Annotated in this window: 16 protein-coding genes; 12 read left to right on the top strand and 4 right to left on the bottom strand. The window is 68.4% G+C overall.

The annotated features are described in order from the left end of the window. The first annotated feature begins 144 nt into the window (after nucleotides 1–144). The gene (locus PSR88_RS06720; RefSeq protein WP_016879946.1) at nucleotides 145–603 is read left to right on the top strand and encodes an SRPBCC family protein; all 459 of its coding nucleotides are present in this window, start codon (nucleotides 145–147) and stop codon (nucleotides 601–603) included. A gap of 116 nt (nucleotides 604–719) precedes the next feature. On the opposite strand, the gene PSR88_RS06715 is transcribed toward PSR88_RS06720, so the two are convergent. The 4 genes from PSR88_RS06715 to PSR88_RS06700 are packed head-to-tail and all read right to left on the bottom strand — an operon-like array spanning nucleotide 720 to nucleotide 3,967. Then, nucleotides 720–1,997: a D-amino acid dehydrogenase gene (locus PSR88_RS06715; RefSeq protein ID WP_016879947.1), complete on the bottom strand. Its 1,278-nt coding sequence runs from the start codon at nucleotides 1,995–1,997 to the stop codon at nucleotides 720–722. After that, nucleotides 1,994–2,404: a RidA family protein gene (locus tag PSR88_RS06710; protein ID WP_011594380.1), complete on the bottom strand. Its 411-nt coding sequence runs from the start codon at nucleotides 2,402–2,404 to the stop codon at nucleotides 1,994–1,996. The genes PSR88_RS06715 and PSR88_RS06710 overlap by 4 nt, the downstream gene beginning before the upstream one ends. Next, nucleotides 2,397–2,546, bottom strand: coding sequence for a hypothetical protein (locus PSR88_RS06705; RefSeq protein WP_009474029.1), 150 nt, complete (start codon nucleotides 2,544–2,546; stop codon nucleotides 2,397–2,399). Before PSR88_RS06705 ends, PSR88_RS06710 begins: the two co-directional genes overlap by 8 nt. Further along, nucleotides 2,543–3,967 (bottom strand): sodium:solute symporter, encoded by a 1,425-nt coding sequence (locus tag PSR88_RS06700; protein WP_016879949.1) that lies wholly within the window; start codon nucleotides 3,965–3,967, stop codon nucleotides 2,543–2,545. Before PSR88_RS06700 ends, PSR88_RS06705 begins: the two co-directional genes overlap by 4 nt. 105 nt (nucleotides 3,968–4,072) lie before the next feature. Here PSR88_RS06700 and PSR88_RS06695 point away from each other — a divergent pair, with 105 nt between their 5' ends. The 11 genes from PSR88_RS06695 (at nucleotide 4,073) to proB (ending at nucleotide 17,982) form a co-directional block, all read left to right on the top strand. Then, entirely contained in the window at nucleotides 4,073–5,269 is a 1,197-nt protein-coding gene (locus PSR88_RS06695) for a CdaR family transcriptional regulator (protein ID WP_009474027.1), read from the top strand. A 138-nt stretch (nucleotides 5,270–5,407) separates the two neighbouring features. Next, nucleotides 5,408–5,560 (top strand): hypothetical protein, encoded by a 153-nt coding sequence (locus tag PSR88_RS06690; protein WP_009474026.1) that lies wholly within the window; start codon nucleotides 5,408–5,410, stop codon nucleotides 5,558–5,560. Between the two features lie 55 nt (nucleotides 5,561–5,615). Further along, nucleotides 5,616–8,324 (top strand): valine--tRNA ligase, encoded by a 2,709-nt coding sequence (locus PSR88_RS06685; protein ID WP_016879950.1) that lies wholly within the window; start codon nucleotides 5,616–5,618, stop codon nucleotides 8,322–8,324. Next, complete coding sequence (gene folC / locus PSR88_RS06680; RefSeq protein WP_011594375.1) at nucleotides 8,321–9,748, top strand: bifunctional tetrahydrofolate synthase/dihydrofolate synthase; 1,428 nt, start codon at nucleotides 8,321–8,323, stop codon at nucleotides 9,746–9,748. Before PSR88_RS06685 ends, folC begins: the two co-directional genes overlap by 4 nt. Beyond that, entirely contained in the window at nucleotides 9,745–10,155 is a 411-nt protein-coding gene (locus tag PSR88_RS06675; protein ID WP_009474023.1) for a DUF4233 domain-containing protein, read from the top strand. Before folC ends, PSR88_RS06675 begins: the two co-directional genes overlap by 4 nt. A gap of 18 nt (nucleotides 10,156–10,173) precedes the next feature. Next, the gene (ndk, locus tag PSR88_RS06670; RefSeq protein ID WP_005248085.1) at nucleotides 10,174–10,593 is read left to right on the top strand and encodes a nucleoside-diphosphate kinase; all 420 of its coding nucleotides are present in this window, start codon (nucleotides 10,174–10,176) and stop codon (nucleotides 10,591–10,593) included. A gap of 456 nt (nucleotides 10,594–11,049) precedes the next feature. Beyond that, nucleotides 11,050–14,457: a translation initiation factor IF-2 N-terminal domain-containing protein gene (locus PSR88_RS06665; protein ID WP_016879951.1), complete on the top strand. Its 3,408-nt coding sequence runs from the start codon at nucleotides 11,050–11,052 to the stop codon at nucleotides 14,455–14,457. Nucleotides 14,458–14,663: 206 nt separating this feature from the next. Further along, nucleotides 14,664–14,975 carry a 50S ribosomal protein L21 gene (gene rplU / locus PSR88_RS06660; protein WP_005248081.1) on the top strand — a complete coding sequence of 104 codons (312 nt, stop codon included), beginning with the start codon at nucleotides 14,664–14,666 and terminating at the stop codon, nucleotides 14,973–14,975. Nucleotides 14,976–15,017: 42 nt separating this feature from the next. Continuing rightward, nucleotides 15,018–15,281 (top strand): 50S ribosomal protein L27, encoded by a 264-nt coding sequence (gene rpmA, locus PSR88_RS06655; RefSeq protein ID WP_005248077.1) that lies wholly within the window; start codon nucleotides 15,018–15,020, stop codon nucleotides 15,279–15,281. A gap of 143 nt (nucleotides 15,282–15,424) precedes the next feature. Next, nucleotides 15,425–16,885: a GTPase ObgE gene (gene obgE / locus PSR88_RS06650; RefSeq protein ID WP_009474019.1), complete on the top strand. Its 1,461-nt coding sequence runs from the start codon at nucleotides 15,425–15,427 to the stop codon at nucleotides 16,883–16,885. Further along, a complete protein-coding gene (gene proB / locus PSR88_RS06645; RefSeq protein WP_016879952.1) occupies nucleotides 16,882–17,982 on the top strand; it encodes a glutamate 5-kinase in 1,101 nt (366 codons plus the stop codon). Before obgE ends, proB begins: the two co-directional genes overlap by 4 nt. Nucleotides 17,983–17,985 lie beyond the last annotated feature (3 nt).

Raw genomic sequence — 17,985 nt, 5'->3', positions numbered from 1 at the left:
CCGGGTGCCCGCCCCATCGCCCTCCGCGACGGGCGGGCGCCCGGACGCGTCTTTCCGGCCCTTCACCCCGCTAGTGCAACCTGAAGGTTGCGCAAATGCACGCCGATGTGCAACCGTGAGGTAGCACATTGTCGAGAGGTGAGGATGATCATGAGCGTTCCGGACGCATCCCAGGACAGGATCGAGCGCGAGATCCAGATCGACGCCCCCATCGAGCGGGTGTTCCGGCTGGTGAGTGAACCCGGCTGGTTCATCGGCGACGGCGAACCCGGCACGACGACCACCACACGTGAAGGCGACGTCTTCGTCGTGGACTTTCCCCCGTACGGGCGCTTCCCGATACTTCCCGTCACGTCCGACGCACCGCACTACGTCTCGTTCCGTGGGGGAGACGATCCCGCGCGGCCGCTCGTGGATGGCACGTCCACCCTGGTCGAGTTCTTCCTGTCGGAGCGGGACGGCGGCACACTCCTCCGCGTCGTCGAGACCGGATTCGCCGCCCTGTACCCGAATGCCGAGCGCCGCGCGGCCGCCTACGAAGGCAATGTCGAGGGCTGGGAAATGCAACTGGCGTTCGCCAAGCGCGACGCCGAAAGCGGCTGATCGAGCCTCTGCCCGAGACGACCTCGCTGACCGCAGTCGGGGGTTGCGGTCAGCGAGGTCGGTGCGCCGCCGTTTCCGGAGGCACGCTCGGATAGTCGTCGGGTCAGTGCACTTCGTTACGCGCCTCGCCGGCTCGGATGCCGACGGGACGAAATCGGGGAGTACGGAGTCGGGTCGATGTCCGGTCGCCGTTCGTCCACGAGGTCCGCGAGGATGCGGGCCGAGCCGACCGCCATGGTCCAGCCGACGTGACCGTGACCGGTGTTGAAGTACAGATTGTCGTGCCGTCCCAGTCCGATCATCGGCGGGCCGTCGGGTGTCATCGGGCGAAGGCCCGTTCGATACCTGGCCGTGTCCCAGTCCACGGCGCCGGGGAACAGTTCGTTCCCCGCGTCCACGATCCCCGCGTAGTCGGCGGGCGAGTGACTGCGGTCGTACCCGACGAATTCCGCGGTCGCCGACATTCTCAGTTCGTCACCGAACCGTGACCAGGCGACGAGCGTCTTCTCGTCGATGCCACCCACCACCGGTGCGCGTTCGGGGTCCTTGACGGTCGCGGTCAGCGTGTATCCCTTGGCCGGGTAGACGGGCAGTCGCACACCGATACTCCTCGCGACGAGAGCGCTCGCGGCCCCGGCGGCGAGGACGAAGGCATCCGCGCGAATCTCGCCCCGGTCGGTGACGGCTGACGTGATGGCCGCCCCGTCGGTCTCGAGGCGCATGACGGACGTGCCCAGGTGGAACCTGATCCCCAGCCGTCCGCATTCCTCGGCAAGCCCCACCGAGAACCTGTGCGGGTCGCCGGTGCCGTCGGTGCGGTCGTGGATCGCCCCCGCGAACGTGGCCGTCCCGTGACCGAGCGCGGGCTCCGCGGCCGCGATCTCGTCGGGTCCCAGCACGTCCTGCAGCTGTCCGTGGTCGCGGAGCAGTTGCGAGTTCACCTGCGCTCGTTCCAGTTCCGCTTCGTCCCGGTACAGGTACAGCACGCCGTTGCGTGTCTGGCAGTACTCCAGGTTCTCGCGGGCGGTGAGTTCGTCCATCAGCTGCTGGCTGTACCGGGCCAGTCGGAGCTTCGCGAGAGTGTTCGACCGCGCCCGGGAGGCCGTGCACTCGCGGAGGAATCGCACACCCCACCGGGCGAGTTCGGCGTCCGCCCGGGGCCGGACACGGATCGAGGTCGACGCGCCGAGCAACGATCGGGCCAGCATGGTGGGAGCCGACGGCGACGCCCACGCGTAGGAGTGACCGGGGGCGATCAATCCGGCGGTGCTCGCGCTGGTGTCGGACGCGACCTCGCTGCGCCGGTCGTATACATGAACCTCGTGTCCACGCTCGGCCAGAGCGTGGGCAGTCGCCACACCGACGACCCCTGCTCCGAGAACTGCCACCTTCATTCCGTTTCCTTTCCTTCGGTCGAGCCCCGGCCCGTGACGGCGACGGCCTGTATCTCCACGAGCAGCTGCGGGTCCAGCAGGGCCGCGACCACCGTTGCCCTGGCCGGGCGGTGTTCTGCGGCAAACCAGCGCATCCATTCCTCGTTGAAGCGCGGGGCGTCGCCTGCGTTCGCGAGATACACCGTGGCCGAAGCGATGTCGTGCAAGGTGGCGCCGGCCGCGGCGAGAACCCTGTCGAGACGTGTGAGGGAGTGACGTGTCTGCTCCACCACGTCGGTGCCGACGACGTCGCCGGTGTCGTCGAACGAGACCTGGCCGGAGACGAACACGAGGTCGCCCACCCTGCGCGCCGACGGGTACGGGCTGGTGCCGGTGGTCACCCCGGGAACGTCCACGATGTCACCCATGGTCGCGCTCACCCGCTGTGGTGTCACCGCTGTCACCGCGCAGCACTTCCTTGACGTAGAAGCGCCAGCCGAGGAATCCGACCCACAGGGTGACGGCGATGACGGCGGTGGGTACCCCGTAATAGAGGAGGACGGGAATCATGCGAATTCTCCTTCGGTGACGCGGACGGCAGGCTGTTGCCGGCGCGGATAGCGGGACGAGGTGGTCATCGCGACCGTGACGAAGACGAGCAGGTTGGCGACGACGCCGGGCACCAGCCCGTCCAGGCCGAACGGAGCGTCGAGGCCCCACTGCCACACCGCGGTGACGATCGCGCCCGCCGTGATCGCCGACAGTGCCGCCGGCGCGGATCGCACGCCGAACAGCACGGCGCCGAACAACGGAACGATGACCGTCGGAGCCCACAGCGTGTAGCTGTAGAGAAGGGCGTCGACGATGGACGGAACGCTGAGCGCGAAGATGGTCGCCCCGGCACCGACGACGACACTGGTGGCCCGCTCGACGGTGAGCCGCCTCGACGGCGGCAGCTCGGTGGCGCTGAGGGGCTGGTAGATGTCCTTGGTCAGGACGACGGCGGTGGAATTGAGGTAGGAACTCGCCGTCGACATCACGACCGCCATCAGCGCCGCCACCACCAGCCCGAGAACGCCGACCGGCATCAGATTCATCACCACGGTCGGAAGCGCCTGATCGCTTTCGATGTCCGGGTACAGGACGAGTGCGATCAACCCGAGAGACGCCGACGTGAAGAAGAAGAAGAACGAGAAGAACCCGGCCAGTGCGTAACCCTTACGGGCGTGCCGCGAGTCGGGAGTGGAGAACGTCCGCTGCGCGTACGGCGGGACCAGCGTCTCGCCGAGCAGTAGTGCAGCGAACAGCGTGAGGAACTGTGCGGGGGAGTAGTCACCCATGAACGAAAGATGCTCGGCGGGAACACTGTCCAGGAGAGCCGACGGTCCGCCGACGGCGTCGAGCCCGATGAGGAGCGCCACCGGCAGGAGTACTCCCAGGAAGACGAACTGCAACAGGTCCGTCTGGATTACCGCCCAGGCCCCACCGAACGAGGAGTAGAGCACGACCACTCCCATGCCGATGATCACCGCGGGCACGGTGGGCACGTCGAGGGTGGCGTTGACGACGGTACCGATGGCCAGGGCCTGGGCGCCGAGGATGCCGGCACACAGGACGACGGACAGTATGCCGGTCACCAGTCTCGCCGACCGGCCGTAGTGGGCCTCCATGATGTCGCCGAGGGTGTGGGCGCCGATGTAATTCTTGAGTCTGGGCGCAACGAAGTAGCCGACGAGCACCGTCTGAACGCCGAACGCGCAGAAGGCGAACATGTACACGTAGCCGTCACGCATCGCAGCGCCGGCGATGCCGAGCGATGCTCCGCCGCCGAGGAACGCTGCGGCCAGGCTGCCGAAGAAGACCGGCCAGATGATTCGGTTGCCTGCCACGGCGAAATCGTCCGGCGACTTGACGCGTCGCATGGTTTGGACGCCGATCAGGACGAGTAGCAGGAAGTAGGCACCGAGAAGTATCCAGTCGAGGATTGCCATGTGAACTCCTAGTTGGGATGCACCCATCGTAGGAACGGCATGTGACCGTGGTCACTAGGCAAGTTGACCTTGATTTATACTGGATTCGGTACTGAGTTGTGCGATATGCACAATCCCTCGAAGGGTTCGGAAGGGCTGTCGATGCTGAGTGAGGCTCTGGCGCAACAGATCGCGAACGAGATCACCGACGTCATCGGGTTCAACGTGCTCATCACGGACGCGGCGGGCACGGTAGTCGGCAGCGGGGACGAACGTCGCATCGGCCAATTCCACGAGGCATCGATCGAGGTGATCCGTGCGCGGCGCATGATCGCGCATTCGGCAGCGGACGTCCGCGACCTCGTCGGCAGTCTGCCCGGCGTCACCATTCCGCTCGTCATCGACGGTGACGTGGTGGGCACGATCGGGCTGTCCGGCTCACCCGAGCAGGTCGAGCAATTCGGGCTCGTGGTCAAGCGGCAGACCGAAATCCTGATGCAGGAGGCCTCGCGGATCGGTACCCGGCTGACCTACGAGCGGGCTGCGGAAGAGCTGCTCCGCGACATCTGTGATTGGCATCGCTCCACGTTCACCGAGGCCCAGATCGTCCGGCGGGCAACGGGTCTGGGATACGACCTGCGCCTTCCCCGGGTCATGGTGCTGATCAGCTACGACAGTCACTCCGACGACGTCGCGGTCCAGGGGCAGCCCGTGTCGCACAGGGTCCTGCGCGCCGTGCAGGACGCCTTCGACTCCGCGACCGATCTGGTCGCGCCGCTCGCTCGGCAGGTCGTCGCGGTCACCACCGTGGTGACCGCACGGACCCCCGCGGCGGATGCGGCTCTGACGGACCGGTGCCGGAAGTATGTGTCCCTGGTCCGCGAACGGGGATGGGACACCCGCGTGGGGATCGGATCGATCGCGCACGGGGTCGAACAGCTCAATCTCTCGTCCCAGGACGCGTACGACGCGCTCCGGCTCGGCGCGGTTCTCGACCCACGCGGGCAGGTCTACGACATCGACCGGTTCCGCCTCCATCAGGCCGTCTCGGTGATACCCGCGGAAACCCGTGACAGACTGTCACGGGCGGTGCTCGGCGCGTTGGCCACCGACAACGACTGGCCGCACCTGCAGGAGACGCTGATCGCGTGGGGGGAGTGCGGGTTCAACTCCAGCCGGGCGGCGCAGCGGCTGCACGTCCACCGCAATACCCTCGCCAACCGACTCGACAAGATCGCCCGGCTCCTCGGTCGCCCGCTGGACGAACCGGGTCTGGGTATGACGCTCTACCTCGCCTGTGTGGTGGCACAGCGGGCCGGCTGAGCCTTCTGCCGGCGTGTGTGTGAACACCACCGGCGCGCCCGTCGCCGTGTCGCCGCCGATCGGCGGCGTTTTCGATGCATACTCGACACTCTCGAGTGGTTGCCGCACTGGATGCGGCAGACGAACCGGAGGAATCCCTTGAACGACCACCACGTGCAGCTCTTCTCCGAGCTGCACAGCACCGCAGGATCCCAGGCAGGCGGCGAGGATGCCGGCGAGGCGCTGCGCCCCGTCGACCCGGAGCATCGCACCGCCACCGAGGTGCACCGCGCCCTGTTCAGCGACCAGTAGCGAGGCGGACGGTAGCCCCGTCGTCGGTCGTCCGCGCGTTCATTAGACTCGACGGGTGACCAGTGCAGCTCCAGAAAATCCCCAGAACCGTGCCGATGCCCTCCCGAAGAGCTGGGACCCCAGTTCCGTCGAGGACGATCTGTATCAGGGCTGGGTAGACGCCGGTTACTTCCGTGCGGACCCGCACAGCGACAAGCCGGGCTACTCCATCGTCCTGCCGCCGCCGAACGTGACCGGCAGCCTGCACATGGGTCACGCGCTCGACCACACGTTGATGGACGCGCTGAGCCGCCGCAAGCGGATGCAGGGCTACGAGGTGCTGTGGCTGCCCGGCATGGACCACGCGGGCATCGCGACGCAGACCGTTGTCGAGAAGCAGCTCGCCGTCGACGGCAAGACGAAGGAAGACTTCGGCCGCGAGCTGTTCATCGAGAAGGTGTGGGACTGGAAGCGCGAGTCCGGTGGCACCATCGGCGGCCAGATGCGCCGCATCGGTGACAGCGTCGACTGGAGCCGCGACCGGTTCACCATGGACGACGGGCTGTCCCGCGCCGTCCAGACGATCTTCAAGCGCATGTACGACGACGGGCTGATCTACCGGGCCGAGCGTCTCGTCAACTGGTCGCCAGTGCTGCAGACGGCGATCTCCGACATCGAGGTGAAGTTCGAGGACGTCGAGGGTGAGCTGGTCTCGCTGCGGTACGGCTCCCTGAACGACGACGAGCCGCACGTCGTGGTCGCGACCACCCGTGTCGAGACGATGCTCGGTGACACCGCCGTGGCCGTCCACCCCGACGACGAGCGATACAAGCACCTGATCGGGACGACGCTCGAGCATCCCTTCACGGGGCGCGACATCCCGATCATCGCGGACGAGTACGTCGATCCCGAGTTCGGCACCGGCGCCGTCAAGATCACGCCCGCGCACGACCCCAACGACTTCGAGATGGGCCTGCGGCACAACCTGCCGATGCCGACCATCATGGACAAGACCGGCAAGATCGCCGACACGGGAACGCAATTCGACGGTCTCGACCGCTTCGAGGCGCGCGTCAAGGTGCGCGAGGCCCTCGCCGAGCAGGGTCGCGTGGTCGCGGAGAAGCGGCCCTACCTGCACAGTGTCGGGCATTCCGAGCGCACCGGTGAGTCCATCGAGCCGCGCCTGTCGCTGCAGTGGTGGGTGAAGGTCGAGTCCCTCGCGAAGGCCGCGGGTGACGCGGTGCGCAACGGCGACACGGTCATCCACCCGGCCAGCCAGGAACCGCGGTGGTTCGCGTGGGTCGACGACATGCACGACTGGTGCATCTCGCGTCAGCTGTGGTGGGGTCACCGGATCCCGATCTGGTACGGCCCCGACGGCGAGGTCGCGTGCTTCGGACCGGACGAGACCGCACCCGAGGGCTGGGTGCAGGATCCCGACGTCCTCGACACCTGGTTCTCCTCCGGGCTGTGGCCGTTCTCGACCATGGGCTGGCCCGAGAAGACGCCCGAGCTCGAGAAGTTCTATCCCACAAGTGTTCTCGTCACCGGCTACGACATCCTGTTCTTCTGGGTGGCGCGGATGATGATGTTCGGCACGTACGTGTCGGAGGACGACGCCATCGCTGGGCGGGGCGAGCGAAGCGACGGGGTGTTCAGCGAAGGCAAGTCCGGACCGCAGGTGCCGTTCGAGGACGTGTTCCTGCACGGCCTCGTCCGCGACCAGTTCGGCAAGAAGATGTCGAAGTCGCGGGGCAACGGCATCGACCCGCTCGACTGGGTCGACCGCTTCGGCGCGGATGCGCTCCGCTTCACGCTGGCCCGCGGCGCCAATCCCGGCAGCGACCTGTCCGTCGGCGAGGACCACGCGCAATCGTCGCGGAACTTCGCGACCAAGCTGTTCAACGCGACCAAGTTCGCCCTCATGAACGGGGCCGCGCCGGCGCCACTGCCCGGACGCGACCAGCTGACCGACGCCGACCGCTGGATCCTCGACCGTCTCGAGCAGGTGCGCGGGGAGGTCGACGCCGCATTCGACCGGTACGAGTTCAGCAAGGCGTGCGAGGCGCTGTTCCACTTCGCGTGGGACGAGGTCTGCGACTGGTACCTCGAGCTGGCCAAGGTGCAGTTCGCCGAGAACGACACGGTCGCGGCGAACACGAGGGCCGTGCTCGGCAACGTCCTCGACGCCCTGTTGCGCCTGCTCCACCCGGTGATCCCATTCGTCACCGAGACGCTGTGGAAGGCGCTGACCGAGCGTGAGTCCGTCGTCGTGGCGCAGTGGCCGCAGTCGAGCGAGGCAGCCGCGGATGCGGTTGCGGCGCAGCGCGTCGAGGACATGCAGCGACTGGTGACCGAGGTGCGCCGGTTCCGCAGCGATCAGGGTCTCAAGCCCTCGCAGCGGGTTCCCGCACGCATCAGCGGCATCGCCGAGGCCGATCTGGACACGCAGCTCGCCGCGGTCACGTCGCTGGCGCGCCTGACGGACCCGGAGGACGGTTTCGCGGTGTCCGCGTCGGTGGAGGTGCGCCTGAGCAAGGCGACCGTCACCGTCGACCTCGACACGTCCGGCAACGTCGACCTCGGCGCCGAGAAGGCCCGGCTGGAGAAGGACCTCGCGGCCGCCCAGAAGGAACTTGCCGGTACCACCGCCAAGCTGTCCAACGAGGCGTTCCTGGCCAAGGCCCCCGACGCCGTCAAGGAGAAGATCCGTACGCGTCAGCAGATCGCGACGGAAGAAATCGAACGCATCACCAAGCGATTGAAGGAGCTGGAAGGCGCGTGACCTCGCCCGACTTCACGCCGGAGGGAGTCAGTCCTGTCGACCTCGCGGAGCTGACACTGGTCGAGGCGGAACTCGACAAGCGGTGGCCCGAGACGAAGATCGAGCCGTCCCTCACCCGGATCGCGGCCCTGATGGACGTGCTCGGTTCGCCGCAGCACGGCTATCCCGCCATCCACGTCACCGGCACCAACGGCAAGACGTCGGTGACGCGGATGATCGACGCGCTGCTCACGGCGCTGCACCGGCGCACCGGCCGCACCACCAGCCCGCACCTGCAGCTCGCCACCGAGCGCATCAGCCTCGACGGGCGCCCGGTGTCGCCCCGCCGGTACGTCGACACGTATCGGGAGATCGAGCCGTACGTGCAGATGATCGACCAGCAGTCGCAGGCGGCCGGCGGCCCCGCGATGAGCAAGTTCGAGGTGCTCACCGCGATGGCGTACGCCGCGTTCGCGGAGGCGCCCGTCGATGTCGCCGTCGTCGAGGTGGGTCTCGGCGGGCGTTGGGACGCAACCAATGTCATCGACGGCGAGATCGCGGTGATCACCCCGATCAGCCTCGATCACGCCGAGTATCTCGGCGACGACCTGGCCGGGATCGCCGAGGAGAAGGCCGGCATCATCAAGAAGGGCCGCGAGGACGCGCTCGTGCCCCGCGACGCCGTTGCGATCCTGGCCGAGCAGACACCGGAAGTGATGGAGGTGCTGCTCCGCAGGGCCGTCGAGGTGGATGCCGCGGTCGCGCGGGAGGGCTCCGAGTTCACGGTGCTCGCCCGGCAGATCGCGGTCGGGGGTCAGCAGCTCGAACTGCAGGGCCTCGGCGGGGTCTACACCGACATCTTCCTGCCCCTGCACGGGGAGCACCAGGCGCGTAACGCGTCGCTCGCGCTCGCGGCCGTGGAGGCGTTCTTCGGTGCGGGCCCGGAACGGCAGCTCGACCAGGAGGCCATCCGGGAGGCGTTCGCCTCGGTCGTCAATCCGGGCCGGCTCGAACGTGTGCGCAGCGCCCCGACCGTGTTCCTCGACGCCGCCCACAACCCGGACGGGGCGCGTGCGCTCGCCGCCGCCCTGACCGCCGAGTTCGACTTCCGCAAGCTGGTCGGCGTCGTCAGCGTGATGGGGGACAAGGACGTCGACGGCATCCTGTCGGCGCTGGAACCGGTGTTCGACGAGCTCGTCGTCACGAACAACGGTTCGGCACGGGCCATGGACGTCGACGATCTCGCCAATCTCGCGGTCGCCAAGTTCGGCGACGAACGCGTCGTCGTGGCACCCACGCTCGCGGACGCGCTGGAAACGGCCATCGGGCTGGCCGAGGAGGTCGCCGAACCCGGTGAGGCAGTATCGGGGGCGGGCGTCGTGGTCACCGGATCCGTGGTGACCGCCGGTGCGGCCCGCACCCTCTTCGGAAAGGACCCAGCGTGAGCGAGCCGGACTCGAATGCTTCGGAACCGGAGTTCGGACCGCCGACCAAGGACCCGTGGAAGGGATTCCGCGGGGTGGTCGCGGGATCTCTGATCCTGGAAGCCATCGTGGTGCTTCTCGCCCTGCCGGTCGTCGCGACGGTCGGCGGCGGACTCACCTGGTGGTCCGGAACCTACCTCGTGGGGCTCGCGGTGCTCATGATCCTCGGGGCGGGCCTGCAGGGCCGCCCCTGGGCGATGAAGTACAACCTGTTGTTGCAGGTGGGGCTGCTACTCGGGTTCTTCGTCCACGTGTCGATCGGTTCGGTCGGAGTGGTCTTCGCAATCCTGTGGGGATACCTGCTCTACTTCCGCCGGAACGTCCGCCAGAGAATGGAGCGGGGCCTGCTGCCGGGGCAGCGGGGCTGACCATTTAGGCTGTGCGCCGTGACTGAGCGCACCCTTGTACTGATCAAGCCCGATGCCGTTGCCCGCGGATATGTAGGAGAAATCCTCGGTCGTATCGAGCGGAAAGGTCTGACGATCTCCGCGCTCGACCTGCGCACCGCTCCCGGCGACATCGCAGCCGCCCACTACGCCGAGCACGAAGGCCGCCCCTTCTACCCCGGCCTGCTGGAATTCATCACGGGCGGCCCGCTCGTCGCGGCAGTCCTCGAAGGTCCCCGTGCGATCGCCGCGTTCCGTCAGCTCGCCGGGGGCACCGACCCGGTCGAGAAGGCCGTTCCAGGCACGATTCGCGGCGATTTCGGGCTCGAAGCCCAGGAGAACCTGGTTCACGGCTCCGACTCGGTCGAGTCCGCCGAGCGCGAGATCGCCCTCTGGTTCCCCCACCTCGCCGCCAACTGACGTACCTCTCCACCCACCCCTCGACCCACCGACCTGCCCTCCGGGCCGGCGGCGCCATCGCGTGCGGAACATGTTCCAGACCGATACGTGCGCCGCTGGCACGGACTGTGGCAGACGTGTGGGATACTGGGGGTGGTCGGACCGCAATTTGTGCACCACGCGGCTTCGACCGGATGACACCACGGCTCGATGCCCTTCATCGCTGCCCCTGCGTCAACAGGAAATACCTGGGCGTTCGGCACGCTGGATGATCAGGCGCTCGCGCCGGGGATGACGGCCATCCGCAAGGCACTACATGGGTGTGCAGTGAAAACGGACACTGCACGCGCTGTGTGGAGCGAGACCAGACAATCTCGCGCTCACATCTGGGGCGCGAGTACACATACTGCGCCCTCGCGTGGCCGCGTGACACTCCCAGACACGGGAGTGGACGCGCCCGGGGGCTGAGGAGACTACGTGGCCGATCAAGCGCCGCCCACAAATTCAGAGCCGAACGAAACGGCCACCACCGGGAGCGCGGTTCCCGCTCTTCCGGAGAAGATCCGTGTTCACGCCCTCGCGAAGTTGCTGGGCGTAACGAGCAAGCAGGTTCTCGCCGAGGCTGCGGCCCTCGGAACCGAACTGCGCAGCGCGCAGTCGAGCCTGCAACGCGACGTCGCCGAGCGGGTGCACGCAGCCTTCACCGCTGCGCAGACCGCTCCCACCGAACCACCCGCCGCGGTCGAACCGATCGCGGAGACCCCGGCCGCCGAACCGGTCGCGGAGCCCCACGCCGCCGAACCCGTCGTCGAGGTCGCACCGGAACCGGTCGCGGCCGCGGACGTCGAGGAAGCAGCGGCCGAGCAGACTCCGGCTCCCGCAGTTCCCACCGAGGAAGCGGCCGCCCAGGAGCCCGTCGCGGAGGAGGCCGCGGTCGCCGAGCGCGACCTCGGACGTGACCTGTTCACCACCGCGTCCTACCAGGTCGAGGCGCCCGCCGCCGAGCCCGCCGTCGAGACGCCGCCCGCCGTCTCGCAGGTCCCGCTGTTCCTGCAGCCCGACCTCGCAGCGGTCGAGACTCCGCCGCGTCGCCGGCGCAGCCGCCGGGACGCCGGGACCCCGGAACCCACCACCGAGCAGCCGCCCGTCGCCGAAACGCGCGAGGAGGTGCCCGAGCCCGCCAAGGCCACGGACACCGGAACCGCCGACACCGAGTCGGACGAGTCCGACGTCGACGGCGATCAGCCTCGTCGTCGTCGCCGCGGCCGCCGCGGCCGTGGTCGCGGACGGGGCGAACAGCAGAACGAGCAGGACACGGACATCGACACCGAGGGTGCCGAGGCCGAGGAATCCGCGCGGGAATCCGTTCGCGAGGAGAAGGCCGCCGAGACACCGACTCGGGAGCTCGAAGAGAAGCCGAAGAAGGATTCCGAGGAGAAGCCCGCGGAGGCCGAGCAGGCCGAAGCGGAGTCCGGTGACGAAGAGACCGGTGAGGGTGACTCCGACGGGTCGAGCCGTCGCCGTCGCCGCCGCCGCCGTCGCAAGTCCGGTGGCGAGGGGTCGGGAGAGGCCACGTCCGAGGACGATCCGCCGAACACCGTCGTCCACGAGCGTGAACCTCGCAACAAGAGCCGCTCGAAGGACGAGGTCCAGGGCATCACGGGGTCGACACGGCTCGAGGCGAAGCGTCAGCGTCGCCGCGACGGCCGCGATGCCGGCCGCAGGCGCCCACCGATCCTCACGGAATCGGAGTTCCTGGCCCGCCGCGAGGCCGTCGACCGAGTGATGGTGGTGCGCGACCGCATCGCCACCGGGCAACCGCACGCGACGACGCAGGTCGCCGTGCTCGAAGACGGCGTTCTCGTCGAACACTTCGTGACCACGTCGGCGTCGGCCTCGATGGTCGGCAACGTGTACCTCGGACGCGTCCAGAACGTGCTGCCCAGCATGGAAGCCGCGTTCATCGACATCGGCCGCGGCCGCAACGGCGTGCTGTACGCGGGTGAGGTCAACTGGGAGGCTGCCGGGCTCGGTGGCAACTCCCGCAAGATCGAGCAGGCGCTCAAGCCGGGCGACCAGGTGCTGGTCCAGGTCAGCAAGGACCCGGTGGGGCACAAGGGTGCACGGCTGACGACGCAGATCAGCCTCGCGGGCCGCTTCCTCGTGTACGTGCCCGGCGGCACGTCCACCGGTATCAGCCGCAAACTGCCCGACACGGAACGCAAGCGCCTCAAGGACATCCTGCGCGACATCGTGCCCTCGGACGCCGGAGTCATCATCCGGACCGCGTCCGAGGGGGTGAGCGAGGAAGAACTCGCCCGCGACGTGAAGCGTCTGCAGGACCAGTGGGCCGGGATCGAGGCTCAGGCCGCGAAGGCGGAATCCGGTAAGTCCGGCAACCCGCAGGCCCTGTACGAGGAGCCCGACCTTCTCGTGAAGGTCATCCGCGACCTGTTCAACGAGGACTTCTCCAAGCTCGTGATCGAGGGAGACAAGGCCTGGTCGACGGTCGAGTCGTACATCAGGTCCGTCGCCCCCGACCTCATGCCGAGGCTCGAGCAGCACACGTCGGACAACGGTGTCGACGTCTTCGAGGCGCACCGCATCGACGAGCAGCTGGCGAAGGCACTCGACCGCAAGGTCTGGTTGCCCTCCGGTGGCACGCTCGTGATCGACCGCACCGAGGCCATGACCGTGGTCGATGTCAACACCGGCAAGTTCACCGGTGCCGGCGGAAACCTCGAGGAGACCGTCACCCGGAACAACCTCGAGGCGGCCGAGGAGATCGTCCGGCAGATGCGCCTGCGCGACATCGGCGGCATGATCGTCGTCGACTTCATCGACATGGTGCTCGAATCGAACCGCGATCTCGTGCTGCGACGCCTGACGGAGGCCCTGGGCCGGGATCGCACCCGCCACCAGGTGTCCGAGGTCACGTCGCTGGGCCTGGTCCAGATGACGCGGAAGAAGCTGGGAACCGGGCTGGTCGAGGCGTTCTCGACGACCTGTGAGCACTGCCACGGCCGGGGCATCGTCGTCCACGCCGAGCCGATCGAGGTGAAGACCTCCGAGGACAACGGTGCGCGCGGGTCGTCCCGCGGCGGCGACTCCGGCGGCTCCCGAAAGAAGCGGGGCCGCGACAAGTCGTCCGGTGGGGAGACGTCGCAGCCTCCCGTGCACGAAGAGACCCCGACGGTGGATGCCACCGTCAAGCGGGCCCACCCGGTCGCTCTCGCGATGGCACACCACCATCACGAGGAGGAGGCCGCGCACGCACACAGCGGGCACGAGGCGGAATCCGCCGAGCAGCCCGCGGCGGCGGTTCCCGAGCCCGAGCAGCCTGTCGCCGCCGAGGCGGAGACTCCGGCGGCAGACCTGCCCGGCATCGAAGAAGCCGTGGCCGAGGCCCCGGCAGCGGTCGCTGCGGAAGCCGTCGTGGCACGCGAGGCGGAGGACACCGTCGCCGAGGAAGCGGTCGTCGAAGAAGCCGTGGCGGAAGAGACTGTGGCCGAGGAGCCGGCCGTCGAAGCCGCACCGGCCGAAGCGGCTCCGGTCGCCGAGACCTCGGAACCCGTCGTGGAGCGCGAGCCCGAGCCCCAGCCGGAGCCGGTGGCCCCGCCGCGGCGAAGGAGCCGTCGGGTGTCGAGAGCAGCGGCAGCGCCGGTGTCCGAAACCCCGAGCGCGGGGACGGTGTTCGTGATCCCGACATCGGAGACCGGCGCCGAGCACGCACCGGAGCCGGAACCGGCCATGTCGGCGTCGGCCGTGAGTGCGCCGCCGGCGTCCTCGCCTGACGGCGGGGATTCGCAGGCATCGCCGCGCAGGCCGCGTCGTCGCCGTGCCGCAGCACGTCCCGCCGGCCCGCCGGTGGACGCCGACAACTGACGAGGGACTGCGGGAAGGCAATCGGCGCCGGTTTGTACGGAACGGTTGCCTTCCTGTAACCTTGACCAGTCGCTACTCGGCGATGAAGGTCAGCTGTGCCCTCACTTGTGATGGCTGCGCGATCTCGACCGAGCTAGCCGTCACACCAGACCAGTCGCGCCCACTGTGGCGCGAGCAAGTTCGAAGAAGCAAGGGGTAGCCCTCCGATGGCAACGTACGCGATCGTCAAGACCGGCGGAAAGCAGTACAAGGTCGCTGTTGGTGACCTCGTCAAGGTCGAGAAGATCGAGGGTGAGCCCGGCACTGCTGTCTCGCTTGCTCCCGTTCTCGTCGTCGACGGATCCGATCTGACGACCGACGCCGACAAGCTGGCCAAGATCTCGGTCACGGGTGAGGTCGTCGAGCACACCAAGGGCCCGAAGATCCGGATCCACAAGTTCAAGAACAAGACCGGCTACCACAAGCGTCAGGGCCACAGGCAGAAGCTGACGGTCCTCAAGGTCACCGGCATCAAGTAGCTAGAGCTTCAGAGCTGATTTCACCCGAGGAGGGTCAAGAACATGGCACATAAGAAGGGTGCATCCAGCTCCCGTAACGGTCGCGATTCAAATGCTCAGCGACTCGGCGTGAAGCGTTTCGGCGGCCAGTCCGTCAGCGCCGGCGAGATCCTGGTGCGTCAGCGCGGAACCCACTTCCACCCCGGCGTCAACGTCGGTCGTGGCGGCGACGACACGCTCTTCGCGCTCTCTGCCGGTGCCGTCGAGTTCGGCACCAAGCGTGGACGCAAGACCGTGAACATCGTTCCGGCGGCGGCAGAGGCCTAGTTCTGCCGCGAGTATGCATCGTCCCGTGAGGGACGTTTCAAGCTCCCAATAGGGGCGGACCTGGGTCGTGATACCCGGTCCGCCCCTATTGTTTTTTTCACGAGTGAGATCAACACAATTGACTGAGGAAGGATCCGGCAGTCATGTCCCGATTCATTGACCGCGTCGTGCTGCACGTCAGCGCCGGAAAAGGCGGCAATGGCTGCGCCTCCGTTCACCGGGAGAAGTTCAAACCGCTCGGTGGCCCGGACGGCGGCAACGGCGGGCGTGGCGGTGACGTCGTGCTCGAGGTGGACGGCAACGTCCACACCCTCCTCGACTTCCATTTCCACCCCCACGCGAAGGCCACCAACGGCAAGCAGGGGATGGGGAGCAACCGTGACGGCGCCCAGGGCGACGACCTGATTCTGAGGGTTCCCGACGGCACCGTCGTCCTCGACGAGGACGGCCGGATTCTCGCCGACCTCATCGGTGTCGGCACCCGCTTCGAGGCCGCCCAGGGTGGCCGCGGCGGACTCGGCAACGCGGCCCTGTCCTCGAAGGCGCGCAAGGCGCCGGGTTTCGCGCTCCTCGGTGAGGACGGCGTCGAGCGGGAACTGGTCCTCGAACTGAAGTCCGTGGCCGATGTCGGGCTGGTCGGGTTCCCGTCGGCGGGCAAGTCCTCGCTCGTGTCGGTGCTGTCGGCGGCGAAGCCGAAGATCGCCGACTACCCGTTCACGACTCTCGTGCCGAACCTCGGTGTGGTGTCGAGCGGCGACACCACGTTCACGGTGGCCGACGTGCCCGGGTTGATCCCCGGCGCGAGCGACGGCCGCGGGCTCGGACTGGACTTCCTGCGCCACCTCGAGCGGTGCGCCGTGCTGGCGCACGTCGTCGACTGCGCGACGCTCGACCCGGGCCGCGACCCGATCTCCGACATCGACGCACTCGAGGCGGAACTCGCCGCGTACAAGGGTGCGTTGTCCGGCGACGCCGGGCTCGGTGACCTCGCGGACCGCCCCCGCATCGTGATCCTGAACAAGGCGGACGTGCCGGAGGCGGCAGAGCTGGCCGAGATGGTCACCCCCGACCTCGAGGCCCGCGGATGGCCTGTCTTCACGATCTCGGCCGTCAGCCGAGAGGGGTTGCGTCCGTTGACGTTCGCGCTCGCGAAGCTGGTTGCGGACTACCGTGAGGCGCACCCGAAGGCCGAGCCGAAGCGTCAGGTGATCCGCCCGGTGATCTCGAACGAGAACAGCTTCAGCGTCGTCGCCGACCCCGAGATCCCCGGTGGGTTCATCGTCCGCGGCACACGGCCGGAACGCTGGGTGCGGCAGACGCAGTTCGACAACGACGAGGCCGTGGGTTACCTCGCCGACCGGCTCGCGCGGCTCGGTGTGGAAACCGAACTCGTCAAGCAGGGTGCGGAGCCGGGCGCGTCCGTCACGATCGGCAACGTGAGCTTCGACTGGGAGCCCCAGACACCGGCCGGCGTCGATCTCACCCGCACCGGTCGCGGCACCGACCCGCGTCTGGATCAGGTCGAGCGCATCGGCGCGACCGAACGCAAGCACGCGTCCAGGATCCGTCGCGGTCTCGAAGGCCTCGACCCCGAAGACCAGTGAGCGCCACCCGGCGCACGATCGCGTCGGCGGGCAGCATTGTCGTGAAGATCGGCTCGTCCGCGCTGACCAGCCTGGTCGGCGGGCTCGACGTCGGTCGACTCGACGCGCTGGCCGATGCGATCGAGGATCGGATGCGTGCCGGTTCCGACGTGGTCGTCGTGTCGTCGGGGGCCGTGGGCGCGGGTCTGGCCCCGCTGGGGCTGACCAAGCGGCCACGGGACCTGGCGACGAAGCAGGCCGCCGCGAGCGTCGGCCAGCTGGCGCTGGCCCATGCCTGGGGCACGTCGTTCGCCCGGTACGGCCGCACCGTCGGGCAGGTGCTGCTCACCGCGGACGACATCGCCCGCCGCGCGCAGCACCGCAACGCGCAACGCACCCTCGACCGTCTGCGCGCGCTGCACGCGGTCGCGATCGTCAACGAGAACGACACCGTCGCCACGGCGGAGCTGCGATTCGGTGACAACGACCGGCTCGCCGCGCTCGTCGCGCACCTGGTCGGCGCCGATGCCCTGGTCCTGCTCTCTGATGTCGACGGGCTGTACGACGGCGACCCCCGCAAGGGCAATGCCACGCTGATTCCCGAGGTGAACAGCCCCGAGGATCTCGACGGGGTGGTCGCGGGCTCGGGCGGCGCTCTCGGCACCGGCGGGATGGCGTCCAAGCTGTCGGCAGCGCGCCTCGCGGCCGATGCCGGCGTGCCCGTACTGCTCGCCGCCGCCTCGGACGCCGGGGCAGCGCTGCGGGACGCCGGGGTGGGAACGGCGTTCGCGGCCCGGCCGTCCCGGTTGTCGGCGCGCAAGTTCTGGGTACGCCACGCCGCGGACGAGCAGGGGATCCTGCACATCGACGAGGGCGCTGTGCGTGCCGTCGTCACCAAGCGGCGGTCGTTGCTGCCCGCGGGGATCAGCGCGGTCTCGGGGAGGTTCTACGGCGGCGACGTCGTGTCGCTCCTCGGCCCCGACGAGCGACCCGTGGCCAGGGGAGTGGTGGCGTACGACTCGGCGGAGATCAGCGACATCCTGGGTAAGTCGACCCAGGAACTGCCCGCGGAGATGCAGCGCCCCGTCGTCCACGCGGACGATCTGGTGCCGCTCTGACGG

Origin of the sequence: Rhodococcus sp. DK176 (assembly GCF_038447315.2) — a bacterium.
In the GTDB taxonomy this organism is placed as follows: domain Bacteria; phylum Actinomycetota; class Actinomycetes; order Mycobacteriales; family Mycobacteriaceae; genus Rhodococcus_F; species Rhodococcus_F jostii_A.
Note: the sequence above shows the minus strand (reverse complement) of the source record. Positions and strands in the feature narration are given on the sequence as shown.

Coding starts and splice junctions, on each gene's coding strand:
- PSR88_RS06720 (WP_016879946.1), top strand. CDS start 145: ATGATCATGAGCGTTCCGGACGCATCCCAGGACAGGATCGAGCGCGAG.
- PSR88_RS06715 (WP_016879947.1), bottom strand. CDS start 1,997: ATGAAGGTGGCAGTTCTCGGAGCAGGGGTCGTCGGTGTGGCGACTGCC.
- PSR88_RS06710 (WP_011594380.1), bottom strand. CDS start 2,404: ATGGGTGACATCGTGGACGTTCCCGGGGTGACCACCGGCACCAGCCCG.
- PSR88_RS06705 (WP_009474029.1), bottom strand. CDS start 2,546: ATGATTCCCGTCCTCCTCTATTACGGGGTACCCACCGCCGTCATCGCC.
- PSR88_RS06700 (WP_016879949.1), bottom strand. CDS start 3,967: ATGGCAATCCTCGACTGGATACTTCTCGGTGCCTACTTCCTGCTACTC.
- PSR88_RS06695 (WP_009474027.1), top strand. CDS start 4,073: ATGCACAATCCCTCGAAGGGTTCGGAAGGGCTGTCGATGCTGAGTGAG.
- rplU (WP_005248081.1), top strand. CDS start 14,664: ATGGCAACGTACGCGATCGTCAAGACCGGCGGAAAGCAGTACAAGGTC.
- rpmA (WP_005248077.1), top strand. CDS start 15,018: ATGGCACATAAGAAGGGTGCATCCAGCTCCCGTAACGGTCGCGATTCA.
- obgE (WP_009474019.1), top strand. CDS start 15,425: ATGTCCCGATTCATTGACCGCGTCGTGCTGCACGTCAGCGCCGGAAAA.